The 15,390-nt window shown below is 65.0% G+C and carries 13 protein-coding genes; 9 read left to right on the forward strand and 4 right to left on the reverse strand.

The window, feature by feature from the left end:
- Positions 1 to 736 (reverse strand): LLM class F420-dependent oxidoreductase (locus ABW137_RS22480; RefSeq protein WP_526403659.1); only part of this gene is annotated, 736 nt, incomplete at its 3' end.
- A 335-nt stretch (positions 737 to 1,071) separates the two neighbouring features.
- Between ABW137_RS22480 and ABW137_RS22485 the strand changes: the two genes are divergently transcribed.
- Positions 1,072 to 1,740, forward strand: coding sequence for a TetR/AcrR family transcriptional regulator (locus ABW137_RS22485; RefSeq protein ID WP_526403660.1), 669 nt, complete (start codon positions 1,072 to 1,074; stop codon positions 1,738 to 1,740).
- A gap of 60 nt (positions 1,741 to 1,800) precedes the next feature.
- Here the strand turns inward: ABW137_RS22485 and ABW137_RS22490 are convergent, their stop codons facing one another.
- Both ABW137_RS22490 and ABW137_RS22495 read right to left on the reverse strand, forming a co-directional pair.
- Positions 1,801 to 3,252: an amino acid transporter gene (locus tag ABW137_RS22490; protein WP_526403661.1), complete on the reverse strand. Its 1,452-nt coding sequence runs from the start codon at positions 3,250 to 3,252 to the stop codon at positions 1,801 to 1,803.
- Between the two features lie 10 nt (positions 3,253 to 3,262).
- Positions 3,263 to 4,156: a phytanoyl-CoA dioxygenase family protein gene (locus ABW137_RS22495; protein WP_526403662.1), complete on the reverse strand. Its 894-nt coding sequence runs from the start codon at positions 4,154 to 4,156 to the stop codon at positions 3,263 to 3,265.
- 337 nt (positions 4,157 to 4,493) lie between these two features.
- Between ABW137_RS22495 and ABW137_RS22500 the strand changes: the two genes are divergently transcribed.
- From ABW137_RS22500 to ABW137_RS22510, 3 genes are read left to right on the forward strand one after another with little or no spacing between them, the layout of a single operon-like run.
- Positions 4,494 to 5,672, forward strand: coding sequence for an ABC transporter substrate-binding protein (locus ABW137_RS22500; protein ID WP_526403663.1), 1,179 nt, complete (start codon positions 4,494 to 4,496; stop codon positions 5,670 to 5,672).
- A gap of 9 nt (positions 5,673 to 5,681) precedes the next feature.
- Positions 5,682 to 7,460 (forward strand): ABC transporter permease subunit, encoded by a 1,779-nt coding sequence (locus ABW137_RS22505; protein WP_526403664.1) that lies wholly within the window; start codon positions 5,682 to 5,684, stop codon positions 7,458 to 7,460.
- Positions 7,457 to 8,623: an ABC transporter ATP-binding protein gene (locus tag ABW137_RS22510; protein ID WP_526403665.1), complete on the forward strand. Its 1,167-nt coding sequence runs from the start codon at positions 7,457 to 7,459 to the stop codon at positions 8,621 to 8,623. Before ABW137_RS22505 ends, ABW137_RS22510 begins: the two co-directional genes overlap by 4 nt.
- Positions 8,624 to 8,661: 38 nt before the next feature.
- Here ABW137_RS22510 and ABW137_RS22515 read toward each other — a convergent pair whose 3' ends face one another.
- Positions 8,662 to 9,555: a phytanoyl-CoA dioxygenase family protein gene (locus tag ABW137_RS22515; RefSeq protein WP_526403666.1), complete on the reverse strand. Its 894-nt coding sequence runs from the start codon at positions 9,553 to 9,555 to the stop codon at positions 8,662 to 8,664.
- A gap of 327 nt (positions 9,556 to 9,882) precedes the next feature.
- Between ABW137_RS22515 and ABW137_RS22520 the strand changes: the two genes are divergently transcribed.
- From ABW137_RS22520 to ABW137_RS22540, 5 genes are all read left to right on the forward strand, one after another.
- Complete coding sequence (locus ABW137_RS22520; RefSeq protein WP_526403667.1) at positions 9,883 to 10,671, forward strand: SDR family NAD(P)-dependent oxidoreductase; 789 nt, start codon at positions 9,883 to 9,885, stop codon at positions 10,669 to 10,671.
- A gap of 142 nt (positions 10,672 to 10,813) precedes the next feature.
- Positions 10,814 to 12,436: an ABC transporter substrate-binding protein gene (locus ABW137_RS22525; protein WP_526403668.1), complete on the forward strand. Its 1,623-nt coding sequence runs from the start codon at positions 10,814 to 10,816 to the stop codon at positions 12,434 to 12,436.
- Positions 12,437 to 12,478: 42 nt separating this feature from the next.
- Positions 12,479 to 13,777 (forward strand): NtaA/DmoA family FMN-dependent monooxygenase, encoded by a 1,299-nt coding sequence (locus tag ABW137_RS22530; protein ID WP_526403669.1) that lies wholly within the window; start codon positions 12,479 to 12,481, stop codon positions 13,775 to 13,777.
- Positions 13,777 to 14,220, forward strand: a complete 444-nt coding sequence (locus tag ABW137_RS22535) for a N,N-dimethylformamidase alpha subunit family protein (RefSeq protein WP_526403670.1) — start codon at positions 13,777 to 13,779, stop codon at positions 14,218 to 14,220. The genes ABW137_RS22530 and ABW137_RS22535 overlap by 1 nt, the downstream gene beginning before the upstream one ends.
- On the forward strand, positions 14,217 to 15,390 hold a 1,174-nt coding region (locus tag ABW137_RS22540), incomplete at its 3' end, for a N,N-dimethylformamidase beta subunit family domain-containing protein (RefSeq protein WP_526403671.1). The genes ABW137_RS22535 and ABW137_RS22540, both read left to right, overlap by 4 nt.

The following is a 15,390-nucleotide window of genomic DNA, read 5'->3' on the forward strand; positions in this document are numbered from 1 at the left end:
CGCGCAAGGAAGCGTCGAGACCGCCAGACCAGTCGACGCGGCCGAGCATGCCCAGGGTCGCCGGGTCGCGTCCGGCGGCTTCCGCGGCACCGTCGATGATCGCCACCGCGGCGTCGAGCTCGGGGCCCGGTCCGAACTCGGGGAACCAGCCGTCGGCGAGCCGTCCGGCGCGGCGGTAGCCGGCGGGCACCTGCGCCCCGATCCACATGGGGATCGGTCGTTGGATCGGCAATGGTGAGAGTCCGGCGGCGGTGACGGTGTCGAACTGGCCGGAGAACGTGACCGCCCGTTCCGTCCACAGCCGCCGTAGCAAGACGATCTGTTCCTCGATGCGCCGTCCCCGCGTGTTGAAGTCCTGCCCGAGCGCCTCGTACTCGACCTCGTTCCACCCCACGCCGACGCCGAGGCGCAGACGTCCGCCGCTGAGCAGATCCACCTGCGCGGCTTGCTTGGCCACCAGCGCGGTCTGGCGTTGCGGCAGAATGACGACCCCGGTGAACAGCTCGAGGCTGGTGAGCGCCGCCAGGTAGCCGAAGGTAACCAGCGGCTCGTAGAACGTCGTGTCGACGTCGTAGCCGTACTGAGACGAGTGGACCGCGGGGTCGGCCCCGACCACGTGGTCATACGCCATCACGTGGGTGAAGCCCATCTCCTCCACCGCCAACGCGTACCGCCGCAGTTCGCCGACGTCGGAGCTCAGGGCGGTCTGCGGAAGTACGACTCCGAACGTGGTCATCGCGATCCTCGGGTGGTCGGGCCACCCGGCGCCGGGACGGCGACCAGGGCAGGGTGTACGGAAGCGGTGACGGAATTGACGCATGACGGGGGTGGCGCGAACAATGTGAAAGCCGACGTCAGTTTCGACTGTAGTCGCATTATCCGTGACCGGCCGCTCGAAGGTGTAGCCGTGGTGACCGAGGGGGCGCGAAAGATGCGGTCCTGTCAGGTGTCTGACCACCGGCGATGCACACTAGGATGTCGTGGGCCGAGTCGTCGAGAGAACATGATGGTGGTGAGCATGGTGCACGAAGAGTCCCCGCGGCCGCCCGCGCAGCCCTGCGCGGGTCGACGATGACGCAGGGTGGGTTGCGCAAGAGGCCGCTACAAGTACGTTCCAGGGCCACGACCCAACGCATTCTGGACACCGCCTCGCGGCTTCTCGTCGAGGTGGGCTACCAGGCCATCGTCGCGTCCCCGACCCTGCTTCTGCAGGAATCGGGAGTCAGCCGCGGGTCCTTCTACTCGTTCTTCGAAACACCCGAGAAAGTGCTGGAAGAGTTGGCCTTCCAGTGCATGCAGGAGTCGGCGGCCCTGCTTGGCGACATGCTGGAGGCTCGACCGATCACGCACTGGCACGGTGTGGTCGACACCCTCATCGAGTTCTACCGGGACTGCTTCCAGCGACCGCTCATCCGCGAGCTGTGGGTGGGCCAGAATCTCACACCCCCGGTGCGCGCGGCCGACCGAGAGTGGATGCAGGACGTCGCCAAGACGCTCCTGGTGGCGTTGGAGCAGTTCACCCCCGCGTTCGCCGACTTCTCGCTGCGCCAATCCGTCGTGGCCATCGAGATCTGCGAGCGGCTGTTCCAGTACGCCTACACCGACGAGGTCCACGGTGACCAGGCGATCATCGAAGAGATTCGGATCGTGCTCGTCCAGTACCTCACTCACTATGCAGAACTGGACGGGTCAACGGGCACCAAATCGACCCCGTCGAGGGCCCGGCGAAAACGGCGATGAAGGCGACCGACGCCGTTGCGCCTGGCGCCCAGCACGTCTGACTCCGAGATGCCGGTGACCTCAGACCGGCGCCGCGGCGGTCCTGGGCTCGTCCGGCGACGTCAGTACAGACTGTTTGCGGCGCACTGCAGCCAGCACCCCCACGAATGCGGCGACGGGAAAGATGGCGAGCAGCGAATACGCCAGGGCAGGGGAGCCGCCCACCAGCATCGGGAAGTTCACGACGACGAGGGTTCCGGCGATCAGGAGGCCGACGAGGCCCAGCGTTGGTGCCACCCTCGTCGCCCAGATGCTTCCGCCATCTCGGTTTCGGCTGAAGAACGCCAGGACGGCAACGCTGGTCAACACCATCAGTACCACGACGCCGAATGTGGTGAGGCCACCGGTCCACGCGAACACTTGCAGCATCGGGTCCGCGTCGAGTACCGCGAAGGCAAGGATGGCCACGGTGCAGAGGACGGTTTGGGTCAACGACCCGACGTGTGGCGAGACGTGCCGTGGGTGGGTCATACCCAGGCGCCCCGGCAGGATTCCCGACTGTCCGAGCGCGTGAAAGTACCGCGCGGTGACGTTGTGGAAGGACAGTACGCAGGCGAAGATGCTCGTCAGCAAAAGGGCCTGCGCGACAGTCGAACCCACCGTGCCCAGGTAGCGCTGGGTGGTGTCCACGAGCATTCCGGCGGGGTTGCCGATCGACTCCTCGATGACGCCTTCAGGTCCCCACGCGACGACCATGCCGTAAGACGCTAGGGCATAGAACAAGCCAATCGAGATGACGGCGATGTAGGTGGCCCGGGGGATGGTCTTGGCGGGATCCTTGGCTTCATCGCGAAAGACCGCGGTGGCTTCGAATCCCACGAAGCCCAGAATCGCGAAGGTCAATCCGACGCCGACCTGACCCGAGAACACCGCGTCGGTTGTGAACGGTGCCACGGGAAAGCCCGAGTCGCCGCCCACCGCGAACACCACGGCCACGAGAACGGCGACGATGGCGACTTCGGCCACCAGGAGGACGCCCAGCACCTTCGATGACAGGTCGATGTGGCGAAAACCGAGCATGCCGACCAGGGCGACGGTGACGAGGCAGTAGACCCACCACGCGATGTCGGGACCGCCGAGGTGAATGACCGTGATGTTGAGCTGAACGCCGATGAGCGCCAACGCCGCAAGCGCTGCCGCCGGATACGTGACTACCGCGATGAATGCGGCCGCCGCGCCCGGGATCTCGCCGAGCCCCTGCCGAACGTAGGTGAAGAACGCACCGGGGCGGGGGATGCGCTGGGCCATCTGCGACATCCCGATGGAGAACAGGACGAGGATGCTCGCAGAGACCAGGAACATGACGGGAAATCCAAGTCCGTTGCCGGCCGAGAAACCCACCGGGGTCACCCCGCCGACGACGGTCAGGGGTGCGGCCGCAGCGACCACCATGAAGACTATGGACGCCACCCCGAGGTTGCCCCGGAGTTTGGCTGGCTCGGAATCGGAGGCCACTGGCAGTGTTTCGCTCATGAATCTTCTCCTACTGGCTGCCTGCGAGGAACGCGGCGTACTCCGGTGAGGCGTCTGCACGTACCCGGTTCTCGTCGAAGCCGTAGGCGACCGCGTCGCCACGAACGGCGCGCAGCGGATCCTCGAAGTCGCGAATGTAGCCCATGGAGAAGGCGCCCTCCTGGTATCCCATCAACTTGAGCAGGTCGTCGTCGAGGGTCTTGGCGACGTCCATGGGGACGGAGAGGTATTGGTTCTCCTCCTGCCTCACCCAGCCGACGGAGTAGTTGATGTTGATGGCGCGGCGGACCTTGTCGGTGGTCTTGTTGGCGCCACCGCTGTGCACGATCTTGCCGCTGTAGATCAGCACGGAGCCGCGCGACATCTCGGCCTGCAGGCAGTCGGCGTCGGTGTACTCCTTGGGGGTAGGGGCCCCTGGGAGGTGGCTGCCGGGGACGACGCGGGTGGCGCCCATCTCGGCGGTGTAGTCCGACAGCGCCCAGAGCATGTTGCACTGCACGTGATAGTCCTCGGGGAACGGGAAGAAGTCCCATGCCACCTGGTCGCGGTGCAGGCCTTGGGCCGACTCGCCCGGCTCGATGGAGATGATCTGGGTGAGCATCAGCTGAAACGCACTGGCGTGGCCCAAGAATTCACCCACGGTGCCCAAGATCGTCGGATTCTGGATCAGCTCGCGGCAGGTCGGCGAGCGGGCGATCAATGCGCCGGTGCGACGGGTCTTCTTGCCAAGAATGGCGTTGTAGCCGATGGGTGTGGAGTCGATGTAGGGGGCCACTTCCTCCTCGATGGCATCCATCATCGAGGAGGGAGCGAGATCGTCGACGATGACGTAGTTGTCGCGGCGCAGGTGCTCGACGAGTTCGTCGACGGGGGTGGTCGCGGGGACGTGGTTCAGTGCGGTCATGGAAACGTGCTCCCTGAGGGTTGGAACGTGGCTCGGGCGGCCAATGAGGTGGGCGGTAACGCGACTTCAGTCGCGTTTTCAGTATGGGGTGGGCGCGGTGTCCGTCCGGTAAAGCGCCGTGACAATTGGATTAAGCGACTGCACAACCGGACTGCGGGGCCGGGTAGCGGCATGCTGCCGGCCCGAGGCTGGGCGCGTAACCGGGTGTTTACTGATTGTCGAGTCCTCGAAACAAACTTCAGTTCAGACTGAAGTCGCATCTGAGCGCGGTGTGCGCTACCAAGGCGAATTCCGCGCCACCCAATACGTCAGACCGCCCCCGGGAGGGCTCGAACCCATGGACGACACCGCATCATCACCGGCATCGCAATCGAAAGCTATTGGCCGTCAGTCTGTTTCGCGTAGGCGCTTCCTCACCGGTTCCGCCGGTGCCGCGGTCGGCCTCACCGCACTGGGCGGTGCGCTGGCCGCCTGCGGATCGGGCGCCAGCGGCAAGGGCGAAGTCGTCGTGCTCAGCTGGGAGTCCTACGTCGCCAAGGAGATCCTGACGGGGTTCGAGAAGGCCACCGGCATCAAGGTCAAGGGCGTGGCCGCCGAATCCGATCAGGACATGTTCGCCAAGATCAAGGCGGGCGGCGGCTCGCAATACGACATCGTCTTCGGCAACTGCGGATGGGCGCCCACGTACCACCAGAACGATCTAACCGAGGTCCTCGACTTGTCGGAGATCCCTGCGTCGAAGGACCTGTTCCCGGTCTTCACCGAGGATCCGTCACTGCCGTACGTAGTCTCACCCGGCAAGGTGTTGCTCTATCCGAACATGTGGGCCGCGCTGAGCCTGGCGTGGAACCTCGACGCGCCCTACCAGCCGGGAACGCCGTTGAGCTGGAATGCGCTGTGGGAGGCGCCCAAGAACAAGGCCATTCTCGAGGGCGGCGCCGAAGACTTCATCGCCCTTGCCGGATTGGCCAACGGGGTGCCGCGCAAGGACATCTACGCCATGCAGGGTCCCACACTGGATGCCGCAGCGGCGAAGTTGGGCTCGCTCAAACCCTTTCAGATCAGCAAGAACAGCGACGACGCGATCGCCAGGGCGCTCGCCAACCAGGGCGCATACATCGGCTTCGCCTCCAGTCTCGGAATGGCCCAACGCGCGAACAGCCAGTTCGGTCAAGGCAAGGACGTCGTCAAGGCCGAGGTGCCGACCGAGGGGTCGATTGGCTGGATCGACGGACCGCAGTTGGTGAAGAACGCCAAGAACCGCGACAACGCCATGACCTTCATCAACTACTTTGGCGGTGACGTCGCCAACCAGGATTACCTGTGGGGGGCCAACTTCTACTCACAGTGCAGCAGGGTATCGACGGACCGGGTCATCGCCGCAGGCGGCGATGGTGCCGTGATCGCGAAGTCGCTCGGCTCGGATCGGCCAGATCTGGCCAAGCAACTGGTGTTCCAGGCGCAGCCTCAGCATGCCGACGCCTGGGCTGCCGCCTACGACAAGGTCATGGGATAGCCAGCGGCGATGGACATCAGCACGGCGACCGTCGCCGATGGACTGGACGATTCCCTCCTGCCGAGCCGGCAGGGGGCCTCATCGCCGTTGTCCGCCACCACGAGTCGCCGCCGACGGTTTCCCTCGTCGCTCGCTCTCCTTCCACTGCCTGCAACCGCCTTGGTGGGCATTGGCTTCGTGCTTCCGCTGCTAGTGGTGCTGCTGTACTCGTTCCGGCCGACGGTGGCGGGTCGGATCGCGGACACCTTCACCCTGGACAACTACATTCGGTTCGTCACGACCGACACCTACTGGCAATCCTTGGCCGCCACCATGGGGTTCATCGCATTGGCGTCGGCGATCACCGTCGTTCTGACCTTCCCGCTGGCCTACTTCGTGGCCACCAAGGTGTCGCCGCGCCGGCGCCTGCTCTGGGTGTTGGTCGCGACCATTCCGTTGTTCACCAGCTATCTCATCCGGGTGTTGGCGTGGTTGAACCTGCTGGGCAACGGTGGGCTGTTGAACACCGCCCTGATCCGCTCGGGCCTCGTCGACGGTCCCGTCGGGATCTTCGAGCCCGGTAAGCCCGCAGTGGTGATCACGTTTGCCTATCTGCTCTTCCCGCTCACCTTCCTCACCGCGTTCATCGCGCTGGAGCGGGTCAACGCCGGGGTGTACGAGGCGGCATCGGATCTCGGTGCGGCGCGGTGGCGGCGGTTCGTCTACGTCACGATCCCGTTGTGCCGCAACGGACTCGTCGGTGGGTTCATCCTGGCGTTCGTATCGATGCTCGGTGACTACGTGACGCCGCAGTTGATCGGGGGGACTTCGGGAACGTTCTACGCCAACCTGATGACCAACCAATTCGGCAACTCCATGCAATGGGGCTTCGGTTCGGCGCTCGCGCTGCTCCTGCTGGTCGCGATCTTTCTCCTGCTGGCGATCCTCAGGCTGACGGCAGGCGCATCGGCAGCACTGGGGGCCTACACCGGCACCCACGTCCCGCGCCGCTCGCCGGCACTCGCCATGTATGCGTGGGCGACGATGGCCTTCCTGTACCTGCCGATCGCGCTGCTCGCGCTGTTCGCCGTCAACGACAGCACGACCGTCGGCCTGCCGTTCCAGGGCTTCACCGCGGAATGGTTCACCTCCCTGTTCAGCGACGGGAGCCTGCACGACGCGTTGGTCATCAGTGTGCAGATCGCGCTCAGCGCCACCGCTGTCAGTCTCGTCCTCGGGACCGCGGCGGCGATCTACCTGTCGCGGTCCGTCGGGTCCTGGCGCAATCTCAGCATGGCGGCCATCTCGCTGCCTCTGTTCCTCCCCCCGGTCATCTTTGGGCTGGCCATGATCATCGGCCTCAACGCGTTGAACGTCGACCGCGGACTGTGGACGATCGTGTTGGGACACGTCATCATCACGCTGCCGATCGTGACGCTGGTGGTGATGATTCGCCTGGAGGGAGTGGATCGGAACTACGAGTTGGCAGCGCTGGACTTGGGTGCGAGACCCCTCTCGGTCTTCCTGCGGGTCGTGCTGCCTCAAGTGGCGCCTGGCATCCTGGCCGCCGCCATGATCTCGATGGCCACGTCGATGGACGAGTTCATCATGACCTTCCTCATCACCGGCTCGGACACCACGCTGCCGCTCTACATCTACAGTTCGCTGCGGTTCGGCCTCTCACCCGAACTCACCGCGCTGTCGACGTTGATTCTGGTGGCCTCGTTCGTCCTCATCTTCCTCGGCGTCCTGATCGCAGTCGGACGCCGAGGACTCCAGATCCGAACCAAACGAGCGGGAGCAGCATGAGCACCCTCCGGTGTGTCGACCTCACCAAGACCTACGGCGCCGCAGACGATTACGTATTGGGCGGGCCCACGGGTGGCGTCTCCTTCGACGTCGAACAGGGCGAGCTGTTCGCGCTGCTGGGCCCGAGCGGATGTGGAAAGACCACCACTCTGCGCATCATCGGTGGCTTCGTGGAGCCGACGAGTGGCCGGGTCGAGCTGGACGGGGCGGACGTCACTCACCAGCCGCCGTACGCCAGGCCGACCAACACCGTGTTCCAGAACTATGCCCTGTTTCCCCACCTGAGCGTCGGAGCCAACGTCGAATTCGGGCTGAAGATGGACAAGGTCGGGCGCGGTGAGCGGCACGCGCGAACCCACGACGCACTTTCCATCGTGGGCATGGAGCACCTGGCTGATCGGCGCATCGCGGAGCTGTCCGGTGGGCAGCAGCAGCGCGTCGCCCTGGCGCGCGCAATGGTCAAACGGCCGGGTGTGCTCCTACTCGACGAGCCCTTCGGCGCCCTTGACCTCCGGCTGCGCCGCCAGATGCAGGACGAGCTCGTCCGCCTCAAACAAGCCACCGGTGCAACATTCGTCCACGTGACCCATGACCAGGAAGAGGCCTGCGCTATCGCTGACCGCATCGCGGTGATGGACCGCGGGCGCATCGTGCAGGTTGCCACCCCGGTGCAGCTGTACCGCGCCCCCCGCACCGCGTACGTCGCGCAGTTCCTCAACGTGGGCACGGTCTTACGCGGCCGTGCCGTGCGGCACCACGACATCGTTCGTGTCGAGACTGGCGCCGTGAACGTGCACGGGCCCACTCCGGACTGGGCCGAGCCCGGGATGCGGTTCAGTGCCGTACTGCCTCCCGACCAGGTAAGCATCACCCCGGGGCGAGAGGCATCTGCGCCCTTGGACTGCGAATCCGTCTGTGGAACAGTCACACACATCGCCTTCACCGGCTCCGACTTCGCAGTCCACGTCGAGCTGGCCGACGGCAGCCGCTTGATTGCGTCAGTGCCGCGACATGCGATGTCGGCCGGGCAACAGACTGTGGCGCAAGTGGGCTCAGAGGTGGTGGCGAGCTGGCGACGCTCGGACGTCATCATCGTCGAAGATTCGGACGTCGAGCTGGAGCCCGTCGGCGGCGCGGACGACGCAGCAACGGTCGCTGCGTAGAGTCCGGCCGCCGACGGGGCTGCTCCCGCCCGCGGAAGCTACTGGCTACCCGCGAGAAAGGCAGCGTGTTCCGGCGATGCTGCGGCACGTACCCGGCTCGAGTCATAGCCGTAGGGGATCGCGTCGCCGCGGATCGCGCGCAGGGGGTCTTCGAAGTCGCGGATGTAGCCCATGGCGAAGGCGCCCTCCTGGTAGCCCATCAACTTCAGCAGATCGTCGTCGAGGGTTCTGGCGACTTCCAAAGGCACGGAGAGGTATTGGTTCTCCTCTTGCCTCACCCAGCCGACGGAGTAATTGATGTTGATGGCGCGGCGGACCTTGTCGGTGGTCTTGTTGGCGCCGCCGCTATGGACGATCTTTCCGCTGTAGATGAGTACCGAGCCGCGGGACATCTCGGCCTGCAGGCAGTCGGCGTCGGTGTACTCCTTGGGCGTGCGGGAGCCTGGGAGGTGGCTGCCGGGGACGACGCGGGTGGCGCCCATCTCGGCGGTGTAGTCCGAGAGCGCCCAGAGCATGTTGCATTGCACGTGGTAGTCGTCGGGAAAGGGGAAGTAGTCCCACGCGCCTTGATCGCGGTGCAGGCCTTGGGCCGACTCGCCGGGTTCGATGGAGATGATCTGGGTGAGCATGAGCTGAAACGCACTGGCGTGGCCCAGGAAGTCAGCCACGGTGCCCAGGATCGTAGGGTGCTGGATCAGCTCGCGGCACTTCGGGGAGCGTGCGACCAACGCCCCGGTGCGGCGGGTCTTGGTACCCAGGATCGAGTTGTAGCCGATGGGTGTCGCGTCGATGTGAGGCGCTACCTCTGCTTCGATCGCGTCCATCAGCGACGGGGGTGCGAGGTCGTCCACGATGACGTAGTTGTCGCGGCGCAGGTGCTCGACGAGCACGCTGACTGGCGCAGTAGCGGGGACGTGGTTCAGTGCGGTCATGGAAGACGTGGCTCCGTGTCGGTCGGCGGCGGATGGCCGCGGTTCAGTACTCAAATGCGACTTCAGTCGCGTTTCAAGTATGAAGCCGTCGGAATGTCGTCTCGGTAATCTTCGGTGACGATCGCATTAAGCCGGCTTCCGCCAGCGCTGTTCGAGCACGTCCTGCTCGATCGCCGCCACCGGGCGGCGTAACCGGTTGTTCACGCCCGACCGTCTCGACGGTCTTGAGTCCAGACTAGAGTCGCGTCTGCGCCCGGTGCGGATCCCGTTGGCATTCGTCGGTTTTGACGGCGCCGGCTTGCTCGACCGAGAGATGGGACAGAACGCATGGCAGAGGATTCACGTGGGCGACTACAGGGGAAGGTCGCCATCGTCACCGGTGCCTCACGGGGGATCGGTCAGGCCATTGCGGCCAGGTTCGCCCGCGAGGGCGCGCAGGTGATCGCGGCAGCCCGCAACGCCGACGACCTCGCTCAGACGGCAGCCCTGGGTGCTGGCCGCATCGTCGCCCAACGATGTGACGTGCGGAAGGCCACGGACGTCCAGGAATTGATCGCCCGCGCGATCGACGAATACGGGGCGCTGGACGTACTGGTCAACAACGCCGGCGTCGCCGTGCAGAAGTTGTTGGTGGACACCACCGAGGAGGACTGGGACTTCACCATGGACACGAACGTCAAGGGGACGTTCTGGGGCCTGAAGTTTGCGATCCCGGTCATGAAGGCCGGCGGTTCCATCGTCAACATCGGGTCCGTGAACAGCTACACCGGAGAACAGACGTCATCGGCCTATGTGACGTCCAAGGGTGCCGTGCTTCTGCTGACCAAGAACGCGGCCGCCGAGACTGCGCACCTCGGGATCCGCGTCAACATCGTCTGCCCAGGTTCCACCGAAACACAAATGTCTCGTGCCTATTTCGAGGCAGCGATGGGATCGGCGGAGAAGGCCGACAAGTTCACCCGCACGTTCGCTCCGCTCACCGGCATGATTCCTCCTGACGACATCGCCAGCGCGGCACTGTATCTGGCCTCCGATGAGTCCAAGTCCATGACGGGCAGCTCGATGTTGGTCGACGGCGGGCTCCTGGCGTCCTGGGATCACGTCACCGAATCGTGAACCACCGCAGGCAACGTCGGCGTAATGCGCGAGGTACCGCCACGAAGCACACGTGTCACGCGGGGCCGGTTGAATGTGAAACATGCACCGGCAGCGGGCTGCCGGGCTCTCAGGTCACAGTTGGCCCACTCAGGAGGCAATCATGGTCGACACCGTACGTCCGAAGAACGTCGCTGCCGGCTGGGACCGGCGGACCTTCCTCAGGGCCAGCGGCCTCACGGTCGGCGGTCTCAGCCTCGCAGGGCTGATCGCTGCGTGCGGGGGCGGTGGAGCTGGGGGTGGTCCAGGAAGTCAGACGGCGACACTGCGGCTTCCGTTCGTCGCCGACATGCAGGTGCCCGACCCCGACGTCTTCTATGAGGCGGAGGGCTCGTTGGTCATGCACGCCGCCTACGAAGGGCTCGTTCAGTACAAGCCCGGCTCGGCGGACATCGTGGGCGCACTGGCCACGTCTTGGACGATCTCCCCGGATCAGCTCACGTACACGTTCACGTTGCGACCCAACGTGAAGTTCCACGACGGGACCATCGCCGACTCCGCGTCCTGGATCAAGAGCTTCGAACGTCGCGGCAAGATGAACCAGGGCACGTCCTACATGGTGGCCGGCGTCGCGAAGACCGAGGCCCCGAACCCGACGACGTTCGTCGTCACGCTCAAGCAGCCCAACAACGCGTTCCTGCACTATCTGGCCTGCCCGTGGCAACCGTTCGCGGTGAGCCCCACCGCAGTCGCCACGAACACCCAGGGGGGCGACTATGCGCAGGAGTGGCTCAAGACCCACGACGCGGGCACCGGTCCCTACTCCATCAGTGAGTTCGTCCCGGGCAGCCACTACACCTTCGTCGCATTCGCCGACTATTGGGCAGGTAAACCAGGTTTCGACTCCATCCGGATCGACATCACCCCGGACATCACCACCCAGAAACTTCAGCTCGACTCCGGTGCGTTCGACATGGTGCCGAAGGGGCTGGCAGTTCCGGATGTGATTGCTTACCAGAGCAACCCGCAGTTCGCCGTCATCAACTCCGTCGGCGGTCTCGCCGACGGCCTGATGCTCAATCCCAACTCGGGCATCTTCGCCGACAAGGCGCTGCGGCAGGCGATGCTCACGGCGCTGGACCGGACGGCCATCGTCGACACCGCCTGGGGCGGGTTGGGGAAGGCGCAGCCGTCCATGTGGCCCGAGGGATCTCTGCCACCGGCGCTGGCGCCGTTCCCGACGACGGTCGATACGGCTGCGCTCAAGACCATGGTGGCCAGCCTCCCGTCGAAGAAGGTCGACTTCGCATGCATATCCGACGGCGGTGCAGCGCGTCAGCAGATGGCCGAGCTGGTGCAGAGTCAGCTCGCCGCGCTTGGTCTGGACGTAGCCCTGCGGACGATGGCTACGGCCGAGCAGTACGACCTCGCCAACCAGCCGAGTGAGAAACGGCCGGATCTGATGCTGTGCTACATCGGCGGTGACACCTTCCATTTGGACACCACGTTCCGCATCCTGCTACGCAGTGACGCCAAACCGCTGAACTACTACCAGTACGACAATCCGGAAGTGGACCGGCTGATGGACGAGGCGGTCGTCAAACCGACGGTGGGCGAGATGAACTCGGTCTACCAGCAGCTGAGCAAGGTGATCTACGACGATGCCATCTTGATCCCCATGCTGGTGCCGCCCGTCAGTACGGTCGCGCACACCGACATCGCCGGCATTCAAGTGAATTCGTACTTCCCGCAGGTCCTCGCGATGCAGGACGTCAAGCGGACCTGACGGCTCCTGTTTCTTAGGGGAATACACGACGATGGGAGAGTCATGACCGACAAGTTTCACCTGGGGTGGTTCCTGAACTTCGTCGCAGACGAGTGGCACGACACCTGGGGTGACGGTGGGCGCGACTTCACCGGCGACTTCTACGTCGAGATCGCCCGCGACTTCGAGCGTGCCAAGTTCGATTACATCCTGATCGAAGACAAACTGATGGTGCCGAACGCCTTTGGCGGGACGATGGAGCATGCGCTGAAGCAGGGCATCGTCCCCAAACACGACCCAGTGCCGCTGGCGGTGCTGATCGCCGCGGCCACCGATCACATCGGTGTCGTCCCCACCATGTCCACCAGTTTCTACCCGCCCTTCCTGTTGGCGAGGCTGGCCAGCACCGTCGACCACATCTCCCGCGGACGGTTCGGCCTGAACGTCGTCACCTCCGCAGAGGACCGGGCGGCCCAGAACTTCGGCATGGACAAGCTCTATGAACACGACGAACGCTACGCACGTGCCAGCGAGTATCTCGAACTGATCACCAAGCTTTGGGAATCCTGGGAGCCCGATGCCATCGAGCGCGACTACGAGACTGGGACCTACGCAAACTTCCGGAAGGTCAACACGATTGACTTCGAGGGGAAGTACTACAAGTCCCGCGGTCCGCTGAACACCGCGCCGTCGCCCCAGTATCGTCCGGTCATCGCCCAGGCAGGCTCCTCACCGCCGGGACGTGAACTCGCCGCCCAGCATGCCGACACCATCGTCGGTCCGGCGGACGACGTCGTCAGGATGCGCGCCTACCGCGACGACATTCACGACCGGATGAAGGCGCATGGGCGAGACCCCCGAGACTGCAAGGTGCTCTACGTGGTGTCCCCAATCGTCGCCGACACCCACGAGGAGGCCGTGGCCAAGCGCGAGCGGTGGTACAACGATCCGCACTATGTCGAGCACATGCTGGCCGAAATCTCGGCAATCACCGAAATCGACTTCTCTCAGTTCGATCTCGACGAACCGCTGCCGGAGCTGACGACCAACGGCGAGCGCGGTTCGCTGGCGGCGTTCGTCGCCGGTGGCAAGGACAAGACGCTGCGCGAATTGGTCACCGGCAGTGCCATGGCCGGCAGCATCCCCTTCGTCGGGACACCTGCCGAGGTCGCCGAACAGATGGGCGAGGTGATGGAGGCCGTCGGCGGCGACGGGTTCCTGATCACCAGTCCGGTGATGCGGCTCAACCGACGCTACGTCACCGAGATCACCGACGGCCTCGTACCCGAGCTACAGAAGCGTGGCCTGACCCGGACCGAATACACCACCACGATGCTGCGCGACACCCTGCGCGAATTCTGATGATCCCGATTCCCCAGGACGACGCTACTCAGCAGAGGATGCTGGGCGAGGTCGAGGCGAGTGTCGAGGACTTCCGCGGGGTGGCGGGTTTCTCCGTACTACGCACCGAGAAACCCGGTAGCGCGATCGGCGCGCATGGCGGCATTCAAGACGACGTGCAGCTCGACCGCGTGCTAACCAGGATGCGGATGCAGCCCACGGGGGCTTTTGGTGGAAAGCTGATCATCGTCTGCACCACGCCGGAACGGCGATGGCGCATCGCCCGGCTATCCGGAATACGCGGCATCGCACCGCGATTCGTCGACGACCGGGTGTTCACCGACGAGCACGCCGCACAGGCCGAGATCTTCGCGATGCGACTGGCCCAATACCCAGCCGAGGACGGTATGCCCGAGCATTACACACCGGCGTGGAAGGCCCGAGGGGAGAACTGGGGCGCGTGAGCGATTGCGACCCGGAATCGGGAGGCTACCCGGAACTGCTGCGCCTCACCGGATACGGCAGCAAGTGGACCGTCGAGCAGGGCGACAGCGTCGACTTCTTCGTGAGCTGTGACGGGCCGACCACCTACCGCGCCGAGTTGGTCAAGCTCATCCACGGCGACACCCATCCGAGTGGACCGGGATTCAAGGAGGACGTGCTCGACTCGCCGGTCAACGGCGATTACCCGGGCCGAGTCCAGACCATCCACGCCGGGTCCTACGGCATGATTCCCGACCGCCGTCCGCTGCGGGTGGACAGCTTCACCATGCAGTGCTGGATTTGGCCGACCCTGCCCACCAAGATCGAGGGTTACTGGGCGCCCGGCGAGCAGATGGTCATGGGCAAGTGGGCGCAGGGCCGTGGCTACGGGCTGTTCCTCGACCTGGCCGGTCGGGTCTGCCTTCGCGTCAACGGCCAGACGGTGACCGCCTCCGAACCGTTGCGTGATCGTGCCTGGCACTTCATCGCCGCGACCTTCGACGGCGAGACGGGTTGCGCGACAATTCATCACGAGCCACAAATCAGGTACGCACTCGACCCTCCAACCGAGCTGGTTGAGGCCGTCTTGGCCGATGGCATTGCCCACACCGCGGTGCCGTTCACCTTCGCGGGCCATCCCGTGCAACTCGCGCCAGATCCCGAGTCCCGCCAGCCCGGTGGGTGGACGATGACCGACCACTACAACGGCAAGATCGACGGAGCGCGGCTGTGCTCACGGGTGCTGACCCGCCTGGAGATCGAGACGATGAAGCTCGGCGCCGCCCCGGGCATGGACGAACGGCGGGGGCTCGGGCCCGCCGCAGGACTCGGCGCCGCGATGGTGGCCGCCTGGGACTTCAGTTTGGAGATCCCGACCCGCACGATCGTCGACGGCGGTCCTTACCGGCTCGACGGCGAACTCGTCGGCCTCCCCACCCGGGGCATGACGGGACACAACTGGAGCGGTGCACACACGCAGTGGAGTGCGGCACCGCACGAATACGGCGCCATCCACTTTCACGACGACGACGTCGACGACGCCCGCTGGTCGGTCGACTTCACCCTGTCGGTTCCCGACGATCTACCGAGCGCGGTCTACGCCGTCAAGCTGACCACCGAAGAGGGCGACGAGGACTACATCCCCTTCATGG

Origin of the sequence: Mycobacterium sp., from assembly GCF_040509115.1 — a bacterium.
Classification (GTDB): Bacteria; Actinomycetota; Actinomycetes; order Mycobacteriales; family Mycobacteriaceae; genus Mycobacterium.

Coding starts and splice junctions, on each gene's coding strand:
- ABW137_RS22530 (WP_526403669.1), top strand. CDS start 12,479: ATGACCGACAAGTTTCACCTGGGGTGGTTCCTGAACTTCGTCGCAGAC.
- ABW137_RS22515 (WP_526403666.1), bottom strand. CDS start 9,555: ATGACCGCACTGAACCACGTCCCCGCTACTGCGCCAGTCAGCGTGCTC.
- ABW137_RS22505 (WP_526403664.1), top strand. CDS start 5,682: ATGGACATCAGCACGGCGACCGTCGCCGATGGACTGGACGATTCCCTC.
- ABW137_RS22510 (WP_526403665.1), top strand. CDS start 7,457: ATGAGCACCCTCCGGTGTGTCGACCTCACCAAGACCTACGGCGCCGCA.
- ABW137_RS22490 (WP_526403661.1), bottom strand. CDS start 3,252: ATGAGCGAAACACTGCCAGTGGCCTCCGATTCCGAGCCAGCCAAACTC.
- ABW137_RS22500 (WP_526403663.1), top strand. CDS start 4,494: ATGGACGACACCGCATCATCACCGGCATCGCAATCGAAAGCTATTGGC.
- ABW137_RS22535 (WP_526403670.1), top strand. CDS start 13,777: ATGATCCCGATTCCCCAGGACGACGCTACTCAGCAGAGGATGCTGGGC.
- ABW137_RS22520 (WP_526403667.1), top strand. CDS start 9,883: ATGGCAGAGGATTCACGTGGGCGACTACAGGGGAAGGTCGCCATCGTC.
- ABW137_RS22525 (WP_526403668.1), top strand. CDS start 10,814: ATGGTCGACACCGTACGTCCGAAGAACGTCGCTGCCGGCTGGGACCGG.
- ABW137_RS22495 (WP_526403662.1), bottom strand. CDS start 4,156: ATGACCGCACTGAACCACGTCCCCGCGACCACCCCCGTCGACGAACTC.
- ABW137_RS22485 (WP_526403660.1), top strand. CDS start 1,072: ATGACGCAGGGTGGGTTGCGCAAGAGGCCGCTACAAGTACGTTCCAGG.